This window comes from Plantactinospora sp. KBS50, assembly GCF_002285795.1.
GTDB lineage: Bacteria > Actinomycetota > Actinomycetes > Mycobacteriales > Micromonosporaceae > KBS50.
This window is the reverse complement of the sequence record NZ_CP022961.1, coordinates 4,729,828-4,754,376: the sequence shown is the minus strand read 5'-3', so window position 1 is coordinate 4,754,376 and position 24,549 is coordinate 4,729,828. Positions and strand designations below refer to the sequence as shown.

The window sequence follows — 24,549 nt, the reverse complement described above, 5'->3', positions numbered from 1 at the left end:
CGGAAAGAGGAACTGATGGCGGCGCTGAACACCGCGGAGCTGTCCCCGGCCGGCACGGTCGCGGCCGAGGACCTGGGCACGGTGCACCTGATCGGAATCGGCGGGGTCGGGATGAGCGGCCTGGCCCGGCTGCTGCTGACCCGGGGCATCCCGGTCACCGGGAGCGAGCTGCGCGAGTGGCCGTCCCTGGTCGGGCTGCGGGCGTTGGGCGGCACGATCCACATGAGTCACCGGGTGGAGAACCTGGACGGCGTGGACACCGTGGTCTACTCCTCGGCGATCCCGGCCGACCACCTGGAGATGGCCGAGGCCCGCCGGCGCGGCCTGCGGGTGCTGCACCGTTCGGAGGCGCTGGGCGCGGTGATGACCGGGCGCCGCACGATCGCGGTGGCCGGCACGCACGGCAAGACCACCACCACGTCGATGGTGACGATGATCCTCCAGCGGGCCGGCCTGGACCCGTCGTTCGTGATCGGCGGGGAGATCTCCGAGGTCGGCTCGAACGGCCACCACGGCACCGGCGAGTACGTGGTGGCCGAGGCGGACGAGAGCGACCGGTCGTTCCTGCTCTACCGCCCGTACGCCTCGATCATCACCAACATCGAGCCGGACCACCTGAACACGTACGGCGACTTCGCCGGGCTGGAGGCGGGTTTCGCCGAGTTCGCCGGGCTGACCGGGCGGGACGGGTTCCTGGTGCTCTGCGCCGACGACCCCGGCACCAGCCGGCTCGCGGCGGCGCTGCGCGACCAGGGGCGCACGGTCTTCACCTACGGGACCGTGCCGGACGCGGATCTGCGGATGACCGACATCGTCTCCTCGGCGCAGGGCGTGCGCTACCTGGGCACCCTGCACGGCGAGCCGCTGGGCGAGATCCGGCTGCCGACGCCCGGCCGGCACCTCGGGATGAACAGCGCGGCGGCGGTGCTCACCGCGCTGAAGCTGGACGTGCCGCTGGAGGCCGCCGTCGCGGCGCTGGCCGCCTTCCCCGGCGTGCGGCGCCGGTTCGAACGCAAGGGCACGGCCGCCGGGGTGCAGGTCTGGGACGAGTACGCCTACCACCCGACCTCCATGACGCTGGCGCTGGAGACGCTGCGCGAGGTGGCCGCGGGCGGCCGGTTGGTCGTGGTGTTCCAGCCGTACCGGCTGTACCGCACCCGCGATCTCCAGGCCGACCTGGCCCGGGCGCTCAGCCTCGCCGACGAGGCGGTGGTGCTGGAGGTGTTCGGCCCGGGCGAGGTCCGCGGGCCGGGGGAGGGCGGCGTCGCGCTGACCGAGGCGATCGACCTGCCGGCCGGGCGCAAGGTCTTCCTGCCGGACTGGGACGACGTGGCGGCCGAGGTGGTCCGCCGGGCACGGGCGGGTGACGTGGTGGTGACCATGGGCGCGCCGCCCATCTCGCTGCTCGGCGACGAGCTGCTCGCGGCGCTGGCCGACCGGGCCGGGGACGTACCGCCGGTCGGCGCGGCCGGCCCCGTCGGCGCGGCCGGTCCGGACGCCGCGGCGCCCGCCGCCGGATGAGCCCGACCGGCCGCGGCCGGACACCGGGCGGGTCGCGGGGGACCGGGACGCCCCGGTCCGGGGCCGGCCCGGGTGCGCCGGGTCGCTCCGCGCGGGGTCCGGCCGGCCGGACCGGCGCCCGGCTCTCGGTGGCCCGCCCGCCCGCCAACGGCGACGGTCCGGATCCGGACCGCGGCGCCGGGCCGTCCGACGGCCGTGCCGGCGCCGCCCGCGGTCGCGGGGCCTCCGACGGCCGTGCCGGCGCGGCCCGCGGCGCCGCGGCCGGGACCGCCCGGCGGTGGCGGCTGGTACGGGCCGGGAACGACGCGGTGCCCGCCTCCGCCCGCCGCTTCATGCAACGGGCGCGGCGCCGCCGGCTGCGCGCCGCGGCGCCCTGGGCGGTGCTGGCCGGGGTGCTGGTGCTGGCGGCCCTCGGCGGCTGGCTGGTGCTGGGCACCGGGGTCTTCGGCGTGGCGCAGGTCCGGGTGGCCGGCACGGGCGTGCTGACCGTGGCGCAGGTGCGCACGGCGGCGGCGGTGCCCGAGGGCAGCCCGCTGGCCCGGGTCGACCTGGCGGCGGTGCGCCGCCGGGTCGGCGCGCTGCCGGCGGTGCGCCAGGTCAGCGTGCACCGGTCCTGGCCGGACACCCTGGTGGTGGAGATCGTCGAGCGGACGCCGACGCTGGCCGTGCCGCACGACAACGGCTTCGCGGTGCTGGACGGCGCCGGTGTGGTCTTCGAGTGGCTGCCGGCCCGCCCGGACGGGCTGCCGCTGGCGCGGATCGACGCGCCCGGACCCGACGATGCGGCGACCCGGGCGGCCACGCAGGTCTTCGGTGCCCTGCCCAGGGAGCTGCGGGAGCAGGTGGCCGAGGTGGGTGCGGCGAGTCCGGCGCGGATCACCCTGCTGCTGACCGACGGCCGGACGATCATCTGGGGCGACCCGTCGCAGAGCGAGGTGAAGGCCCGGGTGGCGGCCTCGTTGCTGGCCCATTCGGGAAACACCATCGATGTGAGCGCGCCGGATGTGGTGACCATCCGGTAGCCGGCGCGGCGACACGCCGCGAAGGGTCCTTGGTTGCTGCCAGAACGGCGCTTACGTTGCCCCGAGAGGATCAGTGGTTGACATAACTCTAAGCCTCTAGTAGAGGGTGAGGGTTTTGCCCTAGCCGAGCTCGAAGGAAAGGACCCCGATGACACCTCCGCACAACTACCTGGCGGTCATCAAGGTCGTCGGCATCGGTGGGGGCGGTGTCAACGCCGTCAACCGCATGATCGAGGTTGGGCTCAAGGGCGTCGAGTTCATCGCGATCAACACCGACGCGCAGGCGCTGCTGATGAGCGACGCCGACGTCAAGCTCGACGTGGGTCGGGAACTGACCCGCGGCCTCGGCGCGGGCGCCAACCCGGACGTCGGGAAGAACGCCGCCGAGGACCACCGCGACGAGATCGAGGAGGTGCTCAAGGGCGCCGACATGGTCTTCGTGACCTGCGGGGAGGGCGGCGGCACCGGCACCGGCGGCGCGCCCGTGGTGGCCAACATCGCCCGCAAGCTCGGCGCGCTGACCATCGGCGTGGTGACCCGGCCGTTCTCCTTCGAGGGCAAGCGGCGCCAGGTGCAGGCCGAGGCCGGGATCGAGGAGCTGCGCAACCAGTGCGACACGCTCATCGTGATCCCCAACGACCGGCTGCTGGCCCTCGGCGACCGCGGGATCAGCATGATGGACGCCTTCCGGCAGGCCGACCAGGTGCTGCTCTCCGGTGTCCAGGGCATCACCGACCTGATCACCACCCCCGGTCTGATCAACCTGGACTTCGCCGACGTGAAGAGCGTGATGAGCGGCGCCGGCAGCGCCCTCATGGGCATCGGCAGCGCCCGTGGCGACAACCGGGCCGTCGAGGCGGCCGAGGCGGCCATCTCCAGCCCGCTGCTGGAGCAGAGCATGGATGGCGCGCGGGGCGTGCTGCTGTCCATCGCCGGCGGCTCCGACCTGGGCCTCTTCGAGATCAACGACGCGGCCCAGCTGGTCACCGACGCGGCGCACCCGGACGCCAACATCATCTTCGGCGCGGTCATCGACGACGCGCTCGGCGACGAGGTGCGGGTCACCGTGATCGCGGCCGGGTTCGACGGCGGCACACCGGCGTACAAGGCGGCCGAGCCGACCCGCAAGAGCGGGACGGCCGGCGCGCCCGCACCGGCCGCGCCGGTCTCGCCGGCGCCGGCCAACGCGCCCACCCCGCAGCCGCGCCGGGTGCTGTTCGACGACGTCGACGTGCCCGACTTCCTCAAGAATGGTTCCTGAGTCTCCGTTGCCCATCGATTCCCCGGATCCGGCCGCCGCGGCGGCCGGATCCCGCCTCACCGAACTCACCGACAGCCTCGCCCGGGTCCGTGCCCGGATCGCGGCGGCGTGCGCCGCCGCGGGCCGGGCACCGGACGAGGTCACCCTGGTGGCGGTGACCAAGACCTACCCGGCCGATGACGTCCTGCTGCTGACCCGGCTCGGCGTCGCGGACGTCGGGGAGAACCGCGACCAGGAGGCGGCGGCCAAGGCCGCGGCGGTGGCGGCCGAGGGCGCCCGGCCGCGGTGGCACTTCGTGGGCCGGTTGCAGCGCAACAAGTGCCGCTCGGTGGTCCGGTACGCCGAGGTGGTGCAGTCGGTGGACAGCGTGCGGCTGGCAGTGGCCCTGGACCAGGCCGCCGCGCAGGTCCGGGACGCGCCGCTGGACGTGCTGGTGCAGGTGAGCATCGACGACGACCCGGACCGGGGCGGGACCCTGGCCGGTGCCGCCGACCCGGACATCGGGCTGGGCGCGGTGACCGCGGCGGTGGCCGGGGCGCCGGCGCTGCGGCTGGCCGGGCTGATGGCGGTGGCTCCCCGGGGCTGGGAGCCGGCCCGGGCGTTCGACAGGCTGGCCGGGATCGCGGCGGCGGTCCGGGCCGAGCATCCGGACGCCGGGGTGCTGTCGGCGGGCATGAGCGGCGACCTGGAGCCGGCGGTGGCCGCGGGCGCGACACTCGTACGGGTCGGCAGCGCGTTGCTCGGAATGCGTGCCACGCTGCGGTAGCCTGGCGCGAACAGCGAACTACACCGGTGTTGTTCGAGCGGAATCGCACAGTGTTGGGCAGGAACGGTGTTCCGGGGAACAGCGTTCGGCAGGATCTGACGGGTTCGGTAAGACCGAACCGTCGCGTGGGGGAGGGCGGTCCGGACGACCGGGCCGACCTGGCGACGGTCGGGGCCGGTGGGCGCGGTGGGTGTCCACGCAAGTGGGCAGCGACGCGGCACGGGGGCGCGTGCCGCACGGCGGACGGAGGGGCGCGGCGATGGGTGCACTGCGCAAGGCGGGCGTCTGGCTCGGGCTCGTCGAGGAGGACGACGAGCGCGGGTACGACGACGACGGTGGCTACGACAAGCCCGGCTACCGCCAGTCGCGCTACCGGTCGAGCCGGTACGGCGAGGAGTACGACGACGCCGAGGACGAGCCGGACGAGCCGGCCAGCCTGCCCCGGTCCCGTACCGCCGAGCGCGGTCGGCTGACTGACCGGCCGACCAGTCGGCTGAGTGACCTCGACCGTTCCGACGACGATCACCCGGAACGGTCGGATCGTTCGGACCGCTCGGACCGGATCGAGCGGGCCAGCGTACGGTCCATCACCCGGCCGGTGGAGTCGTCGAGCACGCACTCGTACCACACCCGGGACAATCTGGCGCTCGCTCCGCAGCCCCGGGTCAGTCCGCCCGAGGAGGAGCAGCGCTACCAGATCACCACGCTGCACCCGACGACCTACCGGGAGGCGCGCACCATCGGTGAGCATTTCCGGGACGGTGTTCCGGTGATCATTAACCTCACCGAAATGGACGAGGCGGATGCCCGCCGTCTGGTGGATTTCGCCGCCGGGTTGGCGTTCGGCCTGCGCGGTACGATCGAGCGCGTGACCAACCGGGTGTTCCTGCTCTCACCGGCCAACGTCCAGGTCACCGCGGAGGACAAGGCCAAGATCGCTGAGGGCGGGTTCTTCAGCCTGAGTTAGTCCGATCCGAGGGATCCCGTGTTGTCGATCTTGTTCCAGGTCCTGTATCTGGTCCTCTACGTGTTTCTGCTGGTTATTTTGGCCAGGTTTGTGCTCGGGGCCGTCCTCCAGTACGGTCGCCGCTGGCAACCCGGCCGGGCAGCCTCCGCCGGACTGGAGTCCGTGTGGAGCGTCACTGATCCCCCTCTCAAGGCGTTGAGGCGTGTGATCCCGCCATTGCGAATTGGTACCGTGAGCATCGACCTGGCCTCCCTTGTGCTCCTGGTTATCCTGTTCGTGCTGATGAGGTTCGTGGTTCAGCCGCTGATCGCATCGACTAGCTGACCAGCGTGCTACGCGGCCGCAACTGACCCGAGGAGTTTCGATGCCGCTGACCCCGGCCGACGTCCACAACGTCGCCTTCAAGAAGCCACCGATCGGCAAACGGGGGTACGACGAGGAAGAGGTCGACGCGTTTCTGGACGAGGTCGAGCGCGAGCTGGCCCGTCTGATCGAGGAAAACAACGAACTGCGTGCCCAGGTGGAGCGCGGTGGCCGCGGCGGTGCGCCGGCCGGCCCCGGTGCCGACCCGCGGCTCGCGGCCGAGATCAACGATGTCAAGGCCCAGCTCGACCGGGTGCAGCGCGACAAGGCGGCCGCGGAGCAGGCCGCCCGGGCGATGCAGGTCGAGCTGGAGCAGATGCGCGCCCAGGGCGCCGTGGTCGGCGGTGCCGACGGCGAGCAGCAGGCGCTGCGCGTGCTGATGATGGCCCAGCGGACGGCGGACGACCACGTTTCGGACGCCCGGCGCGAGGCCGACCAGCTGCTCTCCGAGGCGCGGTCGAAGGCCGAGGAGGTCACCCGGGAGGCGCGGGCCAAGGCGGACGCGCTGGAGCGGGACGCCCGGCAGCGGCACCAGGAGGCGATGGGCGGCCTGGACGCCAAGCGCACGGCGCTGCAGAAGCACATCGAGGAGCTCAAGCAGTTCGAGCGCGAGTACCGCACCCGGCTCAAGGCCTACCTGGAGAGCCAGCTGCGCGACCTCGACGGACGTGGCCAGGGCCTTGAGGTGGAGATGGGCCGGACCGACGGCAATCGGTCCGGTGGCAACGCCAGCCTCGCCGCCGCTGGGCTCGGCAACTCGTACGGCGGCGGGCGCTCCGGCGCCCTCGAGTCCGGACGCTGAGCCGACCCCGGTGCCCCGCCCGGGGCACCGGCGGCCGGGTCGACGAGTGGCCCTCGCGGGCCACGGCACCGCGTCCGGTGCCCTGCCGGGGCACCGGACGGTGATTGACAAAATGCAGGTACGCAGCGGCGGGGGTGAGCCGTGATAGTGGGAAGCCTTCTGCTCATCCTCGTCGCCGTCGTCCTGCTCGTGATCGGGCTCGCCAGCGGGTCGAGCGTGCTGCTCACCAGCTCGATCGCGGCGAGTCTGCTGGCCGCCGTGGCACTGGTCGCCGGTGCCCGGCAGGCCGCCGGCCAGAGCGCCACCGCCGGCACCGCCGGTCAGCGAGGCACGGCCGGCCCGCGAGGCACCGCCGGCACGGCCGGCCAGCGGGGTACCGCCGGCCCGCGCGACGAGCGGTTGCGCCGCCGGTCCGGCGCCACCGGGGCGTACGTACCCCGGCAACCGGCCCACGCCGCCGACTCGACCCGGGTCGAGCCGGGCGGGTCCGACGAGCCGGGTGGATCCGACGCGCCGGACGAGCCGGGCGTGCAGCCCCGCGACGCCGGCGACGCGGCCCGGGTGGCACTGCTGACCGACGACGTACTCGTGGTCGACGGCCGACCCCGCTACCACCTGGCCGGCTGCTCCCACCTGGCCGGGCGGGAGTCCGAGCCGCTGCCGGTCCGGGACGCGGTCGAGTTCGGCTTCACCCCCTGCGCGCTCTGCGAGCCGGACACCGCGCTGCTCACCGGCCATTCCGGTAGCTGACCGCCGTGCCGGCAGACCGCACGCCCGATCGGTCGGGCGAAACTCCCGATGTCACCGTGGCCGTCCGGGTGAAACCGGGATCCGCCCGGGCGCGGGTGGGCGGCGCCCATCCGGGTCCGCACGGCCCGGCGCTGGTGATCGCCGTGACCGCACCCGCGGTCGACGGCCGGGCCACCGAGGCGGCCCGCCGGGCGCTGGCCGAGGCACTCGGCGTCCGCCGATCGGCGGTCACCCTGCGTACCGGCGCCACCAGTCGGGACAAGGTGTTCCGGGTCGCCGGCGCGCAGCCGGACCTGCCCGCCCGGGTCCGCGCGTTGCGCGACGGACCGGCCCCGGACCGCCGGCCGTGACCGCCCCGCTGGACGTCGCGCTGCTGGTCGGCGCGCTGGTCCTGCTCGTGGCGGTGGGGGCGGTCCGGCTCTCCACCCGACTGGGCGTACCCAGCCTGCTGGTCTACCTCGCGCTCGGCATCGCGATCGGCGAGGCCGGCCTGGGCATCCGGTTCGACGACGCCGAGCTGACCCGCGACCTCGGCTTCTGCGCACTCATCGTGATCATCGCCGAGGGCGGCCTCACGGCCCGGTGGAGCACCCTGCGCCCGGTGCTGGGCATGTCGGCGACGCTGGCGACCGTCGGCGTCGGGATCAGCATCCTCGCCGTCGGTGCGGCCGCGCACCTGCTGCTGGACCTGCCGTGGCGGCTGGCGCTGCTGTACGGCGCGGTGCTGTCCTCCACGGACGCCGCCGCGGTCTTCGCGACGCTGCGCCGGCTGCGCCTGCCGCCCCGGCTGGTGGCGACGCTGGAGGCCGAGTCCGGGATGAACGACGCCCCGGTGGTGCTGCTGGTGGTGCTGCTGTCCCGGGACCCCACCGGCGCGCCGCACTGGTGGGTGGAGGCGCTGCTGCTCGGCTACGAGCTGGCGGCCGGCGCCGTGGTGGGCTATCTCGTCGGGCTGCTCGGCCGTACGGCGCTGCGCCGCGGCGCGTTGCCGGCCGCCGGCTTGTACCCGATCGCGGTGATCGGGCTGACCGTGCTGGCGTACGCGGCCGCCGGCGTGCTGCACGCCTCGGGCTTCCTGGCCGTGTACGCCGCCGGCGTCGTCCTGGGCAACGCCCGGCTGCCGCACCGGCAGGCCATCCTGGGGTTCGCCGACGGCCTGGCCTGGCTGGCCCAGATCGGCCTGTTCGTGCTGCTGGGGCTGCTGGTCACGCCCGGTCGGCTGGCCGGCGCGGTGCTGCCGGCGGTGGTGACCGGGCTGGCCCTGATCCTGGTGGCCCGCCCGCTGTCGGTGGCAATCTCCGCCATCGGCTTCCGGCTGCGGCTGCGGGAGCAGGCCTTCCTGTCCTGGGCCGGGCTGCGCGGCGCGGTGCCGGTGGTGCTGGCCACCATCCCGCTGTCGTTGCGCTCGCCCGGCGCCGACCGGCTGTTCGATGTGGTCTTCGTGCTGGTGGTGATCTTCACGGTGGTGCAGGCCGGCACGCTGCCGGCGGTGGCCCGCCGGCTGCGCGTGACCGCCCCGGCGGAGGCCACCGAGATGCACGTGGAGACCGCGCCGCTCGAACGGATGCGGGCCGACCTGCTGCAACTGGAGATCCCGCCGGGCTCCCGGCTGGCCGGCGTGCACGTGGACGAGTTGCGGCTGCCGGTGGGTGCCTCGGTGACGCTGGTGCTGCGGGACGGCCGCGGGTTCGTGCCGGGACGGGACACCCGGCTGCGCGCCGGGGACAGCCTGTTGATCGTGGCCACGGCCCAGGCCCGGGACGCGACCGAGCACCGGTTGCGGGCGGTGAGCCGGCGGGGCCGGCTGGCCCGTTGGTTCGGAGAATCCGGCGCCGACCGGGACGGTTGATCTGCTAGCGTGACGCTCTGTCCGGTTTGCCATATTAATCGGGCTGATCAAGGACAGAACGGTGCGCCGCGTTGTCGGACGTCTGTACGTTCCGTATTCTTGCCACCCTCAGGAGTGCGCGACGACGTTGCGTACCCCTTTTGTGCATCTGGGGCCCTGTGCGCCGGAGGCGCACGTACCGGTCCCGGTCGGCGACAGCCGTGCCGGGGCCACTGCCCAGGCACCGCCGATCGCCGCGGAATCCGCGGCCTAGGGAGCGACGATGGCGAAGCCAGTCGAGACGAAGACCACCGGCCGCAAGCCCCCGCGGGGCACCCGCACCGCCGCCGAGACCGAGAAGATCCGGGCCGCGCTGGCGGCCCGGAGAGACGAGTTGCGCGGCGAGTACGATCAGACGCTGAGCGAGATCACCGAGTTGCAGCGCGAGCGACTGACCGATTCGGCCGGTGACGACCAGGCCGACACCGGCACCAAGACGTTCGAGCGGGAACAGGAGATCTCCCTCGCCAACGGGATCCTTGACCGGATCACCCAGGTGGAGCGGGCGCTGGAGCGGCTCGACGCCGGCAACTACGGCTGGTGCGAGCGCTGCGGCGACCCCATCCCGGTCGAACGCCTGGCGGCGTTCCCGTCGGCCACCCTGTGTGTGAAGTGCAAGCAGTTGGAGGAGCGGCGATAGGGCCTGCCGCCACCGCGGCCCCCCATCGTCGGCCCGGTGCCACCGGGCCCGGCCGCACGGCCGGCGCAGAGGACCGCGTCGATGGGGAGCAGATGACCGAAGCACGGCCCGTGCGGCCGGACACCGACCCGCAGCCGTCGGCGCGGCGGCACCGGCGCGCGGTGTTCGTCCTCATTCTCACCGCCGTGGCGGCGCTGGCCGCCGACCTCGCAACGAAGCAGTGGGCGCTGTCGGAACTGACCCCGGGAGAGCCGGTCCGGCTGCTCGGCGGTGCCCTGTGGCTCAGCCTGATCCGCAACAGCGGTGCGGCGTGGAGCCTCGGCGCCGACCACACCTGGGTCTTCCCGCTCGTCACGCTCGCCGTGATCGGCTGGATCGGCTGGATGGCCGGACGGCTGCGCTCGGTGCCGTGGGCCGTCTCGCTCGGTCTGGTGCTCGGCGGCGCGCTGGGCAACTTCGTCGACCGGGTCTTCCGGGCGCCCGGTGTCTTCCTCGGGCACGTCGTCGACATGATCAGCGTCTTCGGCCCGTACGGGCAGCACTTCCCGGTGTTCAACCTGGCCGACAGCTCGCTGTTCTGCGGCGTCGTGCTCGCGGTGCTGCTCGAACTGACCGGGCACCGGCGCGACGGGGTCACCCCGCGGGCGGGGCTGGCCGGCGACGGGCCGGCCGGTACGGCGGGGGAGGGCGCGTGACGGCCACACCATCGCGGCCGGCCGGCGACCAGCGTTCGCTGCCGGTGCCCGACGGCCTGCACGGGATGCGCCTGGACCAGGCCGTGTCCCGGCTGTTCGGGCTGTCCCGCACCGCCGCCGCGGCGCTGGTCGAGGCCGGGGACGCCCGGGTGGACGGCGCGCCCCGGCCGAAGTCCGACAAGGTCGCCGCCGGGTCCTGGCTGGAGGTGACGCTGCCGGCGCCGGTCGCCGCCCCGGCGGTGGTCCCCGAGGTGGTCCCGGGCCTCGCCGTGGTGTACGCCGACGACGACATCGTGGTGGTCGACAAGCCGGTCGGGGTGGCCGCGCATCCCAGCCCGGGTTGGACCGGACCGACGGTCATCGGCGGCCTCGCGGCGATGGGCCACACCATCGCCACCAGCGGCGCCGCCGAACGGCAGGGCGTCGTGCACCGGCTGGACGTGGGCACCACCGGCCTGATGGTGGTGGCCAAGAGCGAACGCGCCTACAGCGTCCTGAAGCGGGCCTTCAAGGAACGCGAGGTGGACAAGCGCTACCACGCGGTGGTCCAGGGCCACCTCGATCCGCTGCGCGGCACGGTCGACGCACCGATCGACCGGCATCCGCACCACGACTACCGGTGGGCCGTGGTGTCCGGCGGCAAGCCGAGCATCACCCACTACGACACCATCGAGGCGTTCCCCGCCGCCAGCCTGGTCGACGTGCGGCTGGAGACCGGGCGTACCCACCAGATCCGGGTGCACTTCTCCACGCTGCGGCATCCCTGCGTGGGCGATCTCACCTACGGCGCCGATCCGACCCTCGCCGCCCGGCTCGGGCTGACCCGCCAGTGGCTGCACGCCCGGGCGCTCGGCTTCCTGCATCCGGGTACGGCCGAGCCCGTCCGCTTCGTCAGCGAATACCCCGACGACCTGGCCCGGGCCCTGACCGTGCTGCGCGACTGAGACGTCCCGCCGGTCGCCTCGAAGGCGCTCCGGCGGCCACGGATGCCCCGGCGCCCGTAGCCGGGAGCACCCGGGTCGGGCTACGGTGACCGCGGGTCCATTGGCGGTACCGGATGCCGTTTGCGGAGAATTCGGGACGGATTTCGGCATGCCCCGGTGTGGCCCGGACAGGTTCCTGTTCGTAGCCTGTCTGCCGGGGACCCATCGCGCTGGGGAGGGCGAGCCGTGGAGGGCACCGAGAACGGCTGGAGCCGTCCGGCCGAGCCTGCGCCGCGCTGGCGGGCGTTGCTCGACCGGGCGCGTGGCGGCCGGTCGACGGAGCACCACGACCAGGAGGGCCGTCGGGACGAGCCGCGGGGCGCCCGCGGTTCCGGGACGGGCCGCCGCGCCAACGGCGGCGGTGCGGACGGAACGGGACCGGAGGCGGGGCAGCCCGGCCCGGCCGGTGCCGGCTGGCCCGGGGTGCCGGCGACCCGCAGCGGATATCCGGAGCCGGGCGGTGACCGGTACCGGGGCGCCGACCCCGGGGGCGGCACCTTCTTCGGCGACGGCGGCGCAGGGTCGCCCGACCCCGGCGAACTCGCCGCCGCGCGCCAGCTCAGCGAGTCGCGGTACGCCGCGCTGCGCGACCTGTCCAACGACGCGGACCCGGCACCGTCCCGGTACGCCGCCCTGCAGCCGGACTACCAACCCCCCGGCGAGTCCCGGTACTCCCTGCTGGACGGTGGCGGATATCCGGCCCAGCCCGGACCGGCCGACCGGCCGGCACCACCGGTGTCGCCGGCCCGCCCGGTGCCGCCGCCCCGGTCGGCGCCGCCGGACGCGGGCCGGGCGTGGGGCGAGCCGCCCCCGGCCCGGTCGGCACCGCCCGAGCCGGGGCGCCGGCGCGCCGAGCCGGCGCCGCTGGGCGAGGCCCAGCCCCCGGCGGAGCAGCCGCCCGGGCGGCCCGAGTCCGGTCGCGGATGGTCGGACCCGTCCCGGGCCGAGCCGGACCGCACCTGGTCCGAGCCGGCGGCCCGGCCCCCGGATCCCCGCCGGCCCGGCCCGGCCGGCGCCGGCCGGAGCGCGCCACCGGTACCGCCGCCCCGCTCGGCCACCGGCTCCGCGGCGGTCGGTACCGCCCAGCCGGGCGTGGCCCGGGTCGGTCCGCCGATGGGTCCGCCCGGTGCGCCGCCGGCGGGCATGGGACCGCCCGGCGCGCCCCCGGTGGGCATGGCGCCGCCCGGTGCGCCCCCGCTCGGTACGGCGCCGCCCGGCGCGCCGCCGGTCGGTACGGCACCACCCGGCGCCCCGGGGATCCCGACCCAGGGACGGGGCACCGCGGAGCCGGGCTATGCCCGCACGGCGCCCCGGCGACGGGCGCAACCGGATCCGGAGACCCAGCGGGCCACCGGGATCCTCGGCCGGGACATCGACCGGCCCCGGGTGATCGCGTTCGCCAACCCCAAGGGCGGGGTGCACAAGACCACCGCCACCGTGCTGGCCGCGGCAACCATCGGCAGCGTCCGCGGGCGCGGCGTGCTGGCCTGGGACGACAACGAACTGCGCGGCACGCTCGGCCTGCGCGCCGGCAGCGCACGGCACGCCCGGACCATCCGGCACCTGGTGGCCGACCTCATGATGATCGAGGCCAGCTCCGGCACCGCGCTGTACGAGCGGCTCGACGACTATCTCCGGCACGCCTCGGACGGGTCGTACGACGTGCTGGCCGGCGAGGAGAACTCCCGGTTCGCCTCCCGACTCGACCAGCACACCGTGGGCCGGGTCCTGGACCTGCTGCGGCGTACCCACAACGTGATCTGCGTGGACACCGGCAACAACGTCGAGAGCGCCAACTGGCAGACCGTGCTGCGCGCCGCCGACCAGTTGGTGGTCACCACCGTGCCCCGCGAGGACGCGGCGTTCACCGCGGACTGGATGCTGGACCTGCTGCACGAGATCGGCATGGGCGAGCTGGTGGAGAACGCGGTCACCCTGCTGTCCTGCCCGACGCCCGGGCGGTCGCCGCTGCTGGACGACCTCCAGCGGCACTTCGCCACCCGGACCCGGGCGGTGGCCGTGGTGCCGTACGACGCGGCGCTGGAGACCGGCTCGTCCATCGAGTACGCCCAGCTCCAGCCGGACACCCGGGAGGCGTGGTTGCAGGCCGCCGCGGCCATGGTGGAGCCGTTCGTGCGCTGACGGCGTGGGCGCCGGCCAACCGTGCGCCGACGGCGTGACCCGGCGGCACCGGACGATCGCCCTGGGTGGCCGCCATCCGGCCGGAAGTGTGGATCATCTCGCCTCCGCCGTGTCGCCTCTGCCGCAGCGCCGCGGCGGGGACTAGGCTCGGGGACCGGCGACGGCGGGGGGCCGGTGCCGGCGAGGCGAGGGGGGCTCCGGGTGTCTGACTCGTTCGTGCATCTGCACGTGCACACCGAGTATTCGATGCTCGACGGGGCCGCCCGGCTCAAGGAGCTGTTCGCCGAGACCGACCGGCTGGGCATGCCGGCCCTGGCGATGACCGACCACGGCAACCTGTACGGGGCGTACGACTTCCACAAGCAGGCCACCGCCGCCGGGGTGAAGCCGGTGATCGGCCTGGAGGCGTACCTGACCCCGGGAACCCACCGCGGCGACCGGACCCGGGTCCGGTGGGCCGACGGCGGCGAGAACGACGTCTCCGGCGGCGGCGCGTACACCCACATGACGATGCTGGCCCAGGACGCCGACGGGCTGCGCAACCTGTTCCGGCTGGGCTCCCGGTCCAGCCTGGAGGGTTACTTCTACAAGCCGCGCGCCGACCGGGAACTCCTGCACGAGTACGCCCGGGGCATCATCGCCACCACCGGCTGCCCCTCCGGCGAGGTGCAGACCTGGCTGCGGATCGGCAACTTCGACAAGGCGTGCGAGTCCGCGGCCGAGTTCCGGGACATCTTCGGCCCGGACAACTTCTACCTGGAGCTGATGGACCACGGGCTCGGCATCGAGACCCGGGTCCGGGAGGACCTGCTGCGGCTGGGCAGGCGGCTGAACCTGCGGCCGGTGGCCACCAACGACCTGCACTACACGTACGAGAAGGACGCCGACGCGCACGAGGTGCTGCTCTGCGTGCAGTCCGGCTCGACGATGGCCGACCCCAAGCGGTTCAAGTTCGACGCCCGCGACTTCTACCTCAAGTCCCCTGCCGAGATGCGCGCGATGTGGGACGCCGAGGTCCCCGGGGCCTGCGACAACACCCTGGAGATCGCCGAGCGGATCGGCGACTACGCCGAGGTGTTCGCCTCCCGCAAGCTGATGCCGCAGTTCCCGGTGCCGGCCGGCGAGACCGAGGAGTCGTGGCTGCGCAAGGAGGTGCTGCGCGGCCTGGAGCACCGGTTCCCCGCCGGGGTGCCGGAGGACCGGCGGGTGCAGGCCGAGTACGAGCTTGACGTGATCCTCAAGATGGGCTTCCCGGGCTACTTCCTGGTCACCGCCGACCTGGTCGCGTACGCCAAGCGGGAGGGCATCCGGGTGGGGCCGGGCCGCGGCTCGGCGGCCGGCGCGCTGATCGCGTACGCGCTCGGCATCACCGAACTCGACCCGATGTCGCACGGCCTGCTGTTCGAGCGGTTCCTCAACCCCGACCGGATCTCGATGCCCGACATCGACATGGACTTCGACGAACGTCGGCGCGGGGACATGATCCGGTACGCCACCGAGAAGTACGGCGACGACCGGGTCTCGCAGATCATCACGTACGGCACGATCAAGGCGAAGGCCGCGATCAAGGACGCCGCCCGGGTGCTCGGCTACCCGTTCGCGATGGGTGACCGGATCACCAAGGCCATGCCGCCGGCGGTGATGGGCAAGGACATCCCGCTGTCGGGCATCTTCGACTCGAAGCATCCCCGCTACCCGGAGGCGGTCGAGTTCCGCCAGCTCTACGAGTCGGACGGGGAAGTCCAGAAGATCGTCGACACCGCCAAGGGCCTGGAGGGGCTCAAGCGGCAGTGGGGGGTGCACGCCGCCGGGGTGATCCTGTCCCGGGACCCGCTGATCGACGTGCTGCCGATCCACAAGCGGGAGCAGGACGGCGCGATCATCACCCAGTGGGACATGGGCGCGTGCGAGACCATCGGCCTGCTCAAGATGGACTTCCTGGGCCTGCGCAACCTCACGATCATGGACGACTGCCTGGACTCCATCCGGGACAACCGGGGCGTCGAACTGGTCCTGGAGGAGTTGCCGCTGGACGACAAGCCGGCCTACCAACTGCTGGCCCGCGGTGACACGCTCGGCGTCTTCCAGCTCGACGGCGGCCCGATGCGCTCGCTGCTGCGCTCGATGGTGCCGGACAACTTCGAGGACATCTCCGCCGTGCTGGCGCTGTACCGGCCGGGTCCGATGGGCGCCAACGCGCACAACGAGTACGCCGACCGCAAGAACGGCCGCAAGCCGGTGGTGCCGATCCACCCGGAGCTGGCCGAGGCGCTGGCCGACATCCTGGGCGACACCTACGGCCTGATCGTCTACCAGGAACAGGTCATGGCCATCGCCCAGCAGCTCGCCGGGTACACGCTCGGCCAGGCCGACCTGCTGCGCCGGGCGATGGGCAAGAAGAAGAAGGAGATCCTGGACAAGGAGTTCGTGCCGTTCTCGGGCGGCATGAAGGACAAGGGCTACTCGCCCGAGGCCATCAAGACGCTCTGGGACATCCTCGTCCCGTTCTCCGACTACGCGTTCAACAAGGCGCACACCGCCGGGTACGGGCTGGTCTCGTACTGGACGGCGTACCTGAAGGCCAACTATCCGGCCGAGTACATGGCCGCGCTGCTCACCTCGGTCGGCGACGACAAGGACAAGTCCGCGGTCTACCTGGCCGAGTGCCGCAGGATGGGCATCAAGGTGCTGCCGCCGGACGTCAACGAGTCCAACGCCCGGTTCGCCGCCGTGGGCGAGGACATCCGGTTCGGCCTGGCCGCGGTCCGCAACGTCGGCACCAACGTGGTCGAGTCGATCCGGCGGTCCCGGCAGGAGAAGGGCGCGTTCGCCGACTTCTACGACTACCTGCGCAAGGTCGACGCGGTGGCCTGCAACAAGAAGACGGTGGAATCCCTGATCAAGGCGGGCGCGTTCGACTCGCTCCGGCACACCCGCAAGGGACTGCTGGCGATCCACGTGGACGCCATCGACTCGTTCCTGGACATCAAGCGCAACGAGGCCGTCGGCCAGTACGACCTGTTCGGCGACGCGTTCGGCGGCGGCGACTCGGGCGGTGGCGGCATGGTGGTGACGCCGCCGATCCCGGACGGCGAGTGGGACAAGGCCGACCTGCTCAGCTTCGAGCGGGAGATGCTCGGCCTGTACGTCTCCGACCACCCGCTGTTCGGCGTGGAGCACGTGCTCGCCAAGGCCGCCGACATGGCGATCCCGGCGCTGTTCGAGGAGGGCCGGGTCACCGACGGCCAGGTGGTGACGCTGGCCGGCATCCTCTCCGGGGTGCAGCGCCGGATCACCAAGCAGGGCCGGGCGTGGGCCTCGGCCAGCCTGGAGGACCTGGGCGGCGCCGTCGAGGTGCTGTTCTTCCCGAACACGTACGAACTGGTCGGCCAGTACATCGCCGAGGACGCCATCGTGGTGGTCAAGGGCCGGGTGGACCGGCGCGACGACCAGCCCCGGCTGATGGCGATGGATCTGTCCATTCCGGACATCACCGCGGCCGACGAGGTGAAGCCGGTGGTGCTGGCGCTGCCGCCGTCGCGCTGCACGCCGCCGCTGGTGGAGCGGCTGCGTGAGGTGCTGACCAGCCATCCCGGCTCGGCCGAGGTGCACGTCAAGCTGGTCAACGGTTCCCGGGCCACGCTGCTGCGGCTCGGACCGACCCGGGTGGCGCCGACCACGGCGCTGATGGCCGACCTGAAGGCCCTGCTCGGCCCCAGCGCCGTCGCCGGCTGACACGATCGACAGGGTCGCCTGGACCCATCCCGTCAACGGGCCGCTCCGCCGGGCCGTCCCGGACCCGGGACGGCCGGTTCGGTGGATCCCGCACCCGCACCCACGCCCCGCCCGCCGCCTGAGAGGATCGCCGGGTGACTGCTGCCTCCGCCGATCACCCCGGGCGTGACGAGAGCGGGCGCGCCGCGCCCGGAGCGCCCCCGCAAGCGCCGCCGTACGCCACGCCGTACCCACCCGAGGCCACGGCGGGCGGGCCGGAGCGGCCGGACGCCCGACCGGCGGGAGCGCGCTCGCCCCGGCGGGTGCTCGGTGCGGCGGCCGGGGTGGTGATCGTCATGGTCGTCCTCGGCGCGCCGTTGGGGCTGCTCTGGCGGGCTCTCGCCCCGAGCGTCGCCGTGCTCAAGACGGCGGACGGCGCCGTGGCGGCCCAGCCGGAGCCGGAGGAGTTCATCGCGGCCGACGGCTGGTTCACCCTGCTGGGCCTCGGGTTCGGGATCATCCTCGCGGTGCTCGCCTGGACGCTGCTGCGCCGGCTCCGCGGACCGGTCACGCTGTTGGCGTTGGCGCTGGGCGGGATCGGCGCCGCCGTGCTGGCCTGGCGGCTGGGCCGCTCGATCGGGCTGGCCGGCTTCCGCCGGCTGGTCGAGTCGGCACCCACCGGGCAGACCTTCAGCAAGCCGCCCGATTTGCGGGCCGGCGGCGTCGACTGGTGGGCGGGCGTCCTGCCCGTGCCGCACGGCGACCTGCTGGCGCCGGCGCTGGCGGCGGTGATCACCTACACGTTGCTGTCCGGCTGGAGCCGCTGGCCGTCGCTGCAGCCGGAGCCCGAGCCCGGACCGCCCGAACCCGGCCAGCGCCCCGAACCCGACCCGCGCCCGGAGCCGGACCGGTGGCACCCGTACGCCGGTCCCGAGCAGGACCAGCCGCCGACGTCGGACCAGTCGCCCGAGCCGGACCGGCGGGAGCCGTAGCGGCGGCCGGACCCGCGCCGCCTGGCACCGGCTCAGTGGCAGCGCCGCCGTGGCACCCGCTCAGCGGCAGCGGCTTCAGTTCGGTCCGCCGGGCTGGGTCAGCTCGGTGAGCGGCACCGGTACGGCCCGGACCGCGCGCAACAGGGCCGACTCCCGGTTCAGCAGGCGCAGCTCGGCGCGCAACCGGGCCGCGGTGTCCGGCAGCGCCAGCAGCCGCTGGCGGTCGGCCAGGGTCAGCGCGGCGGTCGCCGCGACCAGGTGGGACAGCACGGTCGGGTCCTCCGGCAACTGCTCGGTGACCTCCCCGGAGTCCTGCCGGATCAGCGCGAGGTACTGCCGGAAGACCGCCAGCACCCGGGGCGCCAGCAGGTCGGCTGCCTCGTCGGTGCCGGCCGGCTCCGGCAGCCACTCCACCTGGGCGGTGAGGTAGGGCTCCGCGTCGGTGTCGACGTCGAGCATCCGGAACCGCCGCCGGCCGACCGTGACGAGGTCGAACCGCCCGTCCGGCAGCTCGGTGACCTGGCGCAGTTCGGCGGTGCAGCCGACGTCGTACAGGCTGATCGCCCCCCGCCCGGCGCCGCTGTCGCGCTCGGCGGACCCGCCGGGGCCGGCGGCGTCCTCGGGGACGTTCAGCGCGCCGGGCATGCCGGCGGCCGGCCCGGTGGGTCGGGTCGGGCCGACCTCCCAGCCGCTGCGGATGGCGACCACCCCGAACTCCCGGGGCGCGTCGGCGGGCAGGTCGAGCAGATGCCGGACAAGAGCCCGGTAGCGCTGCTCGAAGATGTGCAGCGGCAGGACCAGACCCGGAAAGAGGACGGTCCCGAGCGGAAACAACGGCAACCGAACGCTCACCGGTCGAGCGTAGCCCGGAACCGGCCGACCCGGGATCGGCGATCTTGGCGATCCGGGCCGCGGACGTGGTCCGGCTCACCGTCCGTGGCGTGGACCACCGTCCGTACCCCGCCGCCGCGCCGCCTAGACTCGCAGGGGTGTTGACTCGGATCGACCTGCGTGGCAGCTCGCGCGATCCCCGCGAGCTGCTGCCCCGTGCCCAGTTGGACGTCTCGGTGGCGGTGGAGAAGATCCGCCCGTTGGTGGAGGCGGTCCGCGAGCATGGGTTCGCGGCGATCCGCGACGCCACGGAGCGTTTCGACGGGATCCGGCCGGAGCGGCTGCGGGTGCCGGCCGAGGCGGTCAAGGAGGCCGAGGGGCGGCTCGACCCGCAGGTCCGGGCCGCGCTCACCGAGTCGATCGACCGCGCCCGTCGGGTGCACGCCGACCAGCGGCGCACCGACCACACCACCCGGGTCGTGCCGGGCGGCAGCGTCACCGAGCGCTGGGTGCCGGTCGGCCGGGTCGGGCTGTACGTCCCGGGCGGGCTGGCCATGTACCCGTCGACCGTGGTGATGAACGTGGTGCCGGCCCAGGCCGCCGGGGTGGACTCGCTGGTGGTGGCCAGCCCGCCGCAGGCGGACAACGGCGGGCTGCCGGACGACCGGGTGCTGGCCGCCTGCGCGCTGCTGGGCGTCGACGAGGTGTACGCGGTGGGCGGCGCGCAGGCCATCGCCATGCTCGGCTACGGCAGCGCGACCGACGCGGCCGGGGCGGAACCGCGCTGCGCGCCCGTCGACATGATCACCGGGCCGGGCAACATCTGGGTCACGGCGGCCAAGCGCCTGCTGCGCGGGACGGTCGGCATCGACGCCGAGGCCGGCCCGACCGAGATCGCGGTGCTGGCCGACGACACCGCCGACCCGGCGCACGTGGCGGCCGACCTGATCAGCCAGGCCGAGCACGATCCGCTGGCGGCCAGCGTCCTGGTGACCCCGTCCGAGGACCTGGTCGAGGCGGTCGAGCGGGAGCTGGCCCGGCAGGTGCCGGCCACCCGGCACACCGAGCGGGTCACCACGGCGCTCACCGGCCGGCAGAGCGGTGCGGTGCTGGTCGACGACCTCGACGCCGGGCTGCGGGTGGTCGACGCGTACGCCGCCGAGCACCTGGAGGTGCAGACCCGGGACGCCCGGGAGTGGGCGCTGCGGGTGCGCAACGCCGGCGCGATCTTCGTCGGCCCGTACGCGCCGGTGTCGCTCGGCGACTACTGCGCCGGGTCCAACCACGTGCTGCCGACCGGCGGCTGTGCCCGGCACTCGTCCGGGCTGTCGGTCCAGTCGTTCCTGCGCGGCATTCACCTCGTGGAGTACGACGAGGCGGCGCTGCGCGAGGTGGCGCCGCACGTGCAGACCCTGGCGGCGGTCGAGGACCTGCCGGCGCACGGCGAGGCCGTCCGGATCCGCTTCGCCGGGCCGGCGCGGCGGACGGAGGATCCGGCGTGAGTGCCGCGCGGACGCCACCGGTCCCCGACCGGCCGGCGGGCAACGGACCGCTGGACGCGCTGCCGATCCGGGACGATCTGCGGGGCCGCAGCCCGTACGGCGCGCCGCAGCTGGACGTGCCGGTGCGGTTGAACACCAACGAGAACTCCTACCCGGTGCCCGAGCCGGTGATCGAGGCGATCGGCAAGGCGGTCGCGGCCGAGCTGCGGGATCTCAACCGCTACCCGGACCGGGACGCGCTGGCGTTGCGCGCCGACCTGGCCGAGTATCTCGGGCACGGGCTGGACGTGCGGCACGTCTGGGCGGCCAACGGCTCCAACGAGGTGCAGCAGCAGCTCTTCCAGGTGTTCGGCGGTCCGGGGCGCACGGTGCTCGGCTTCACCCCGGCGTACTCGATGCACCCGCTGCTGGCGCTCGGCACCGGCACCGGCTGGCTCGACGGCCGGCGCGGCGACGGCTTCGGCCTGCGCCCGGCCGACGCGGTCGCGCAGGTCGCCCGGCACCGGCCGGACCTGGTGGTGCTCTGCTCGCCGAACAATCCCACCGGCACCGCGCTGGACCTCGACGTGGTCGCCGCGGTGCTGGCCGAGGCGCCCGGCATGGTGCTGGTGGACGAGGCGTACGCGGAGTTCGCCCGGCCGGGCACGCCGAGCGCGCTGTCGCTGCTGCCCGGCCACCCCCGGCTGGTGGTGACCCGGACCATGAGCAAGGCGTTCGGGTTCGCCGGTGGCCGGCTCGGCTACCTGGCCGCCGACCCGGCCGTGGTGGACGCCGTGCAACTGGTCCGGCTGCCGTACCACCTCTCGGCGCTCACCCAGGCCGCGGCCCGGGCGGCGCTGGCCCACCGCGGGACCCTGCTGGCCACCGTCGAGCTGATCAAGGCGGAGCGCGACCGGATCGTGGCCGCCCTGCGGGCGCAGGGTCGCCGGGTCGCCGACAGCGACGCCAACTTCGTACTCTTCGAGGTCGGCGGCGACCAGCGGACCGCCTGGCAGGTCCTGCTCGACCAGGGCGTGCTGGTGCGCGACGTGGGCGTGCCCGGGTGGCTGCGGGTCACCGCCGGCACGCCCGCCGAGACCGACGCCTTCCTCACCGCCATGGAGCGCCTATGAACAGGACCGCCCGCATCGAACGGGTCACCTCCGAGACGAAGGTGCTGGTCGAGCTGGACCTCGACGGCACCGGCCGGGCCGAGATCTCCACCGGCGTGGGCTTCTACGACCACATGCTGCACCAGATCGCCCGGCACGGCGGCTTCGACCTCACCGTCCGCACGGTGGGCGACCTGGAGATCGACGCGCACCACACGATCGAGGACACCTCGATCGCGCTGGGCGCCGCGCTGGCCGAGGCGCTGGGCGACAAGGCCGGCATCCGGCGGTACGGCTCGGCCACCATCCCGATGGACGAGGTGCTGGTCCGGGCCGCGGTGGACCTGTCCGGCCGGGCGTACGTGGTGCACGACGAGCCGGCGCTGGCGCCGTACATCGGGACGGTGTACCCGACCAGCATGACCCGGCACATCTGGGAGTCGTTCGGCCAGGCGGCCCGGCTCACCCTGCACGTCGAGGTGCTGCGGGCGGCCCGCCCGGGTGGGCACCCGGACGCGCACCACGTGGTCGAGGCGCAGTTCAAGGCCGTGTCCCGGGCGCTGCGCGAGGCGGTGTCGATCGACCCGAGGTCGGCCGGTGCGATCCCCAGCACCAAGGGCGCGCTCTGATGGGTAGTGCCCTGACGATCGCGCTGTTCGTGCTCGCGGGTGTGCTGCTCGGCGGGGTGGTGTCGATGCACCGGCAGGGTGCCGGCCGGGGCGCCGTGGCGCTGGTCGCGGTGCTCGCGCTGCTGGCAACGGCGGGCGGACTGACCCGGCTGTTCGGGGACGCCTGATGCCGCGGGTGGTGGTCCTGGACTACGGCTCGGGCAACCTGCGCTCGGCGGAGCGCGCCGTGGCGCGGGCCGGCGCGCAGGTGACGGTGACCGCCGACCTGGCCGCGGCGGCGGGGGCGGACGGCCTGGTGGTGCCGGGTGTCGGGGCGTACGCGGCATGCATGGCGGGCATCGACGCGATCGGGGCCGGACCGGTGATCGCCGAGCGGGTCGCCGCCGGCCGGCCGGTGCTGGGCATCTGCGTGGGCATGCAGGTGCTTTTCGAGTACGGCGAGGAGCACGGCGTGGTGACCAAGGGGCTGGGCCTGCTGCCCGGCGGGGTGACCCGGCTGGCCGCGCGCCGCCTGCCGCACATGGGCTGGAACACCGTGGCGCCGCCCGCGGGGTCGCGGCTGTTCGCCGGCCTGCCGCCCGAGGGACGGTTCTACTTCGTGCATTCGTACGCGGCGTCCGGCGCGGTGGCCGACCCGCTCGCCGCCGGCGGTGCCCGGGTCACCACGGCGACCCACGAGGTGCCGTTCGTGGCCGCGGTCGAACGGGGGGCGCTGTGCGCCGCCCAGTTCCATCCGGAGAAGTCCGGCGACAGCGGCGCGCTGCTGCTGCGCAACTGGCTCGGCACGCTGTCCGGGTCCGGCGATGCGCCGCTGTCCGGGTCCGGCGACGCGCCGCTGTCCGGGTCCGGCGATGCGCCGCTGTCCGGGTCCGGCGATGCGCCGTTGTCGGGCTCCGGTGACCCGCCGGGGCGTACCCGGTGAGCAAGGAACGCGCCCGGCGGCGCGCGGCGCGGCAGGCGGAGCTGGACCGGGAGCGGGCCGCGCGGGCGCGCCGCAGCGCCCGGCGGCGGCGGTTGCACGCGGTGCTGCGCCGGCTCACCCCGCGGCTGCCCGACCGCCGCACCGGCCGGCTGGGGCGGCGCAGCCGTGCCCAGCGGGCCGCGATCGCCGCGGCCGTGCTGGTGGTGCTCGCGCTGATCTGGCTGCTCGTCGACGACCTGGCCCTGCGGCTGGCGCTGGTCCTGGTGCTGCTGCTCGGGCTGCCCGCGCTCGTCGTGCTCGCCCTGGACCGTCGTATCTGACCCGATCCCGACTGGAGACGCAACGTTGAGCCTCACCCTCCTTCCCGCCGTCGACGTGGCCGACGGGCGGGCGGTGCGCCTGGTGCAGGGCGCCGCCGGCAGCGAGACGAGCTACGGCGACCCGCTGGAGGCCGCGCTGGCGTGGCAGCGCGGCGGCGCGTCCTGGATTCACCTGGTGGACCTCGACGCGGCGTTCGGCCGGGGCAGCAACGCCGACCTGCTGGCCGAGCTGGTCCGCCAGCTCGACGTCGCGGTCGAACTGTCCGGTGGCATCCGCGACGACGAGTCGCTGGCCGCCGCGCTGGGCACCGGGGCGGCGCGGGTGAACATCGGCACGGCCGCCCTGGAGCGGCCCGAGTGGTGCGACCGGGTGGTCGGCGAGTACGGCGACCGGGTGGCGATCGGGCTGGACGTGCGCGGCCGTACCCTGGCCGGCCGGGGTTGGACGCGGGACGGCGGTGACCTGTTCGAGGTGCTGGAGCGGCTGGACAAGGCCGGTGCGGCGCGATACGTGGTGACCGACATCACCAAGGACGGCACGATGCGGGGGCCGAACCTGGACCTGCTGCGCGACGTGTGCGACTGCACCGGCGCGCCGGTGGTCGCCTCGGGTGGCGTCTCCACACTGGACGACCTGCGGGCGCTGGCGGCGCTCGAACCGCTCGGCGTCGAGGGCGTGATCGCCGGCAAGGCGCTGTACGCCGGGGCGTTCACGGTGGCCGAGGCGCTGGCCGTGCTGGCCGGATAG

23 protein-coding genes and 1 pseudogene are annotated in these 24,549 nt (G+C 74.2%); 23 read left to right on the top strand and 1 reads right to left on the bottom strand.

What is annotated here, in order from left to right; all coding sequences use genetic code 11:
- Nucleotides 1-15: 15 nt before the first annotated feature.
- The 16 genes from murC (at nucleotide 16) to CIK06_RS20270 (ending at nucleotide 18,506) form a co-directional block, all read left to right on the top strand.
- A complete protein-coding gene (murC, locus tag CIK06_RS20345; RefSeq protein WP_095566167.1) occupies nucleotides 16-1,521 on the top strand; it encodes a UDP-N-acetylmuramate--L-alanine ligase in 1,506 nt (501 codons plus the stop codon).
- 284 nt (nucleotides 1,522-1,805) lie between these two features.
- On the top strand, nucleotides 1,806-2,543 hold the full coding sequence (locus CIK06_RS20340; RefSeq protein WP_232534346.1) for a cell division protein FtsQ/DivIB: 738 nt from the start codon (nucleotides 1,806-1,808) through the stop codon (nucleotides 2,541-2,543).
- Nucleotides 2,544-2,691: 148 nt separating this feature from the next.
- Complete coding sequence (gene ftsZ, locus CIK06_RS20335; RefSeq protein ID WP_095566166.1) at nucleotides 2,692-3,804, top strand: cell division protein FtsZ; 1,113 nt, start codon at nucleotides 2,692-2,694, stop codon at nucleotides 3,802-3,804.
- Nucleotides 3,805-3,817: 13 nt separating this feature from the next.
- The gene (locus CIK06_RS20330; RefSeq protein WP_232534345.1) at nucleotides 3,818-4,570 is read left to right on the top strand and encodes a YggS family pyridoxal phosphate-dependent enzyme; all 753 of its coding nucleotides are present in this window, start codon (nucleotides 3,818-3,820) and stop codon (nucleotides 4,568-4,570) included.
- A gap of 259 nt (nucleotides 4,571-4,829) precedes the next feature.
- Nucleotides 4,830-5,537 (top strand): cell division protein SepF, encoded by a 708-nt coding sequence (locus tag CIK06_RS20325; protein WP_095566164.1) that lies wholly within the window; start codon nucleotides 4,830-4,832, stop codon nucleotides 5,535-5,537.
- 18 nt (nucleotides 5,538-5,555) lie between these two features.
- Nucleotides 5,556-5,861 (top strand): YggT family protein, encoded by a 306-nt coding sequence (locus CIK06_RS20320; RefSeq protein WP_095566163.1) that lies wholly within the window; start codon nucleotides 5,556-5,558, stop codon nucleotides 5,859-5,861.
- Between the two features lie 40 nt (nucleotides 5,862-5,901).
- Nucleotides 5,902-6,702, top strand: coding sequence for a DivIVA domain-containing protein (locus CIK06_RS20315; protein ID WP_095566162.1), 801 nt, complete (start codon nucleotides 5,902-5,904; stop codon nucleotides 6,700-6,702).
- Between the two features lie 141 nt (nucleotides 6,703-6,843).
- A complete protein-coding gene (locus CIK06_RS20310) occupies nucleotides 6,844-7,452 on the top strand; it encodes a hypothetical protein (RefSeq protein ID WP_095566161.1) in 609 nt (202 codons plus the stop codon).
- 5 nt (nucleotides 7,453-7,457) lie between these two features.
- Nucleotides 7,458-7,802: a DUF167 domain-containing protein gene (locus CIK06_RS20305; protein ID WP_095566160.1), complete on the top strand. Its 345-nt coding sequence runs from the start codon at nucleotides 7,458-7,460 to the stop codon at nucleotides 7,800-7,802.
- A complete protein-coding gene (locus CIK06_RS20300) occupies nucleotides 7,799-9,301 on the top strand; it encodes a potassium/proton antiporter (protein ID WP_095566159.1) in 1,503 nt (500 codons plus the stop codon). The genes CIK06_RS20305 and CIK06_RS20300 overlap by 4 nt, the downstream gene beginning before the upstream one ends.
- A gap of 262 nt (nucleotides 9,302-9,563) precedes the next feature.
- Complete coding sequence (locus CIK06_RS20295) at nucleotides 9,564-9,980, top strand: TraR/DksA C4-type zinc finger protein (protein ID WP_095566158.1); 417 nt, start codon at nucleotides 9,564-9,566, stop codon at nucleotides 9,978-9,980.
- 92 nt (nucleotides 9,981-10,072) lie between these two features.
- Nucleotides 10,073-10,675, top strand: a complete 603-nt coding sequence (gene lspA, locus CIK06_RS20290; protein ID WP_095566157.1) for a signal peptidase II — start codon at nucleotides 10,073-10,075, stop codon at nucleotides 10,673-10,675.
- Between the two features lie 65 nt (nucleotides 10,676-10,740).
- Nucleotides 10,741-11,619, top strand: coding sequence for an RluA family pseudouridine synthase (locus CIK06_RS20285; protein WP_369916240.1), 879 nt, complete (start codon nucleotides 10,741-10,743; stop codon nucleotides 11,617-11,619).
- A 672-nt stretch (nucleotides 11,620-12,291) separates the two neighbouring features.
- Nucleotides 12,292-13,800, top strand: a complete 1,509-nt coding sequence (locus CIK06_RS20280; RefSeq protein ID WP_369916238.1) for an AAA family ATPase — start codon at nucleotides 12,292-12,294, stop codon at nucleotides 13,798-13,800.
- Nucleotides 13,801-14,001: 201 nt separating this feature from the next.
- Nucleotides 14,002-17,535 (top strand): DNA polymerase III subunit alpha, encoded by a 3,534-nt coding sequence (gene dnaE / locus CIK06_RS20275; protein WP_095566154.1) that lies wholly within the window; start codon nucleotides 14,002-14,004, stop codon nucleotides 17,533-17,535.
- A 134-nt stretch (nucleotides 17,536-17,669) separates the two neighbouring features.
- Nucleotides 17,670-18,506, top strand: coding sequence for a DUF2567 domain-containing protein (locus CIK06_RS20270; protein WP_198347952.1), 837 nt, complete (start codon nucleotides 17,670-17,672; stop codon nucleotides 18,504-18,506).
- A 75-nt stretch (nucleotides 18,507-18,581) separates the two neighbouring features.
- On the opposite strand, the gene CIK06_RS20265 is transcribed toward CIK06_RS20270, so the two are convergent.
- On the bottom strand, nucleotides 18,582-19,358 hold the full coding sequence (locus tag CIK06_RS20265) for an LON peptidase substrate-binding domain-containing protein (protein ID WP_095566152.1): 777 nt from the start codon (nucleotides 19,356-19,358) through the stop codon (nucleotides 18,582-18,584).
- Nucleotides 19,359-19,495: 137 nt separating this feature from the next.
- Here CIK06_RS20265 and hisD point away from each other — a divergent pair, with 137 nt between their 5' ends.
- The 7 genes and pseudogenes from hisD (at nucleotide 19,496) to priA (ending at nucleotide 24,549) form a co-directional block, all read left to right on the top strand.
- Complete coding sequence (hisD, locus tag CIK06_RS20260; RefSeq protein ID WP_095567982.1) at nucleotides 19,496-20,839, top strand: histidinol dehydrogenase; 1,344 nt, start codon at nucleotides 19,496-19,498, stop codon at nucleotides 20,837-20,839.
- A gap of 50 nt (nucleotides 20,840-20,889) precedes the next feature.
- On the top strand, nucleotides 20,890-21,951 hold the full coding sequence (locus tag CIK06_RS20255; protein WP_095567981.1) for a histidinol-phosphate transaminase: 1,062 nt from the start codon (nucleotides 20,890-20,892) through the stop codon (nucleotides 21,949-21,951).
- Nucleotides 21,948-22,559, top strand: coding sequence for an imidazoleglycerol-phosphate dehydratase HisB (gene hisB, locus CIK06_RS20250; RefSeq protein WP_095566151.1), 612 nt, complete (start codon nucleotides 21,948-21,950; stop codon nucleotides 22,557-22,559). The genes CIK06_RS20255 and hisB overlap by 4 nt, the downstream gene beginning before the upstream one ends.
- Nucleotides 22,559-22,726, top strand: a complete 168-nt coding sequence (locus CIK06_RS30225; protein ID WP_198347951.1) for a hypothetical protein — start codon at nucleotides 22,559-22,561, stop codon at nucleotides 22,724-22,726. The genes hisB and CIK06_RS30225 overlap by 1 nt, the downstream gene beginning before the upstream one ends.
- Nucleotides 22,726-23,361, top strand: a pseudogene (gene hisH / locus CIK06_RS20245) (imidazole glycerol phosphate synthase subunit HisH); the annotation flags it as partial. The gene CIK06_RS30225 and the pseudogene hisH, both read left to right, overlap by 1 nt.
- Nucleotides 23,362-23,477: 116 nt before the next feature.
- Complete coding sequence (locus CIK06_RS20240) at nucleotides 23,478-23,801, top strand: hypothetical protein (protein WP_095566149.1); 324 nt, start codon at nucleotides 23,478-23,480, stop codon at nucleotides 23,799-23,801.
- Nucleotides 23,802-23,826: 25 nt separating this feature from the next.
- Nucleotides 23,827-24,549 (top strand): bifunctional 1-(5-phosphoribosyl)-5-((5-phosphoribosylamino)methylideneamino)imidazole-4-carboxamide isomerase/phosphoribosylanthranilate isomerase PriA, encoded by a 723-nt coding sequence (gene priA, locus CIK06_RS20235; protein ID WP_095566148.1) that lies wholly within the window; start codon nucleotides 23,827-23,829, stop codon nucleotides 24,547-24,549.

Coding starts and splice junctions, on each gene's coding strand:
- lspA (WP_095566157.1), top strand. CDS start 10,073: ATGACCGAAGCACGGCCCGTGCGGCCGGACACCGACCCGCAGCCGTCG.
- CIK06_RS20325 (WP_095566164.1), top strand. CDS start 4,830: ATGGGTGCACTGCGCAAGGCGGGCGTCTGGCTCGGGCTCGTCGAGGAG.
- CIK06_RS20295 (WP_095566158.1), top strand. CDS start 9,564: ATGGCGAAGCCAGTCGAGACGAAGACCACCGGCCGCAAGCCCCCGCGG.
- hisB (WP_095566151.1), top strand. CDS start 21,948: ATGAACAGGACCGCCCGCATCGAACGGGTCACCTCCGAGACGAAGGTG.
- ftsZ (WP_095566166.1), top strand. CDS start 2,692: ATGACACCTCCGCACAACTACCTGGCGGTCATCAAGGTCGTCGGCATC.
- CIK06_RS30225 (WP_198347951.1), top strand. CDS start 22,559: ATGGGTAGTGCCCTGACGATCGCGCTGTTCGTGCTCGCGGGTGTGCTG.
- CIK06_RS20315 (WP_095566162.1), top strand. CDS start 5,902: ATGCCGCTGACCCCGGCCGACGTCCACAACGTCGCCTTCAAGAAGCCA.
- CIK06_RS20285 (WP_369916240.1), top strand. CDS start 10,741: ATGCGCCTGGACCAGGCCGTGTCCCGGCTGTTCGGGCTGTCCCGCACC.
- murC (WP_095566167.1), top strand. CDS start 16: ATGGCGGCGCTGAACACCGCGGAGCTGTCCCCGGCCGGCACGGTCGCG.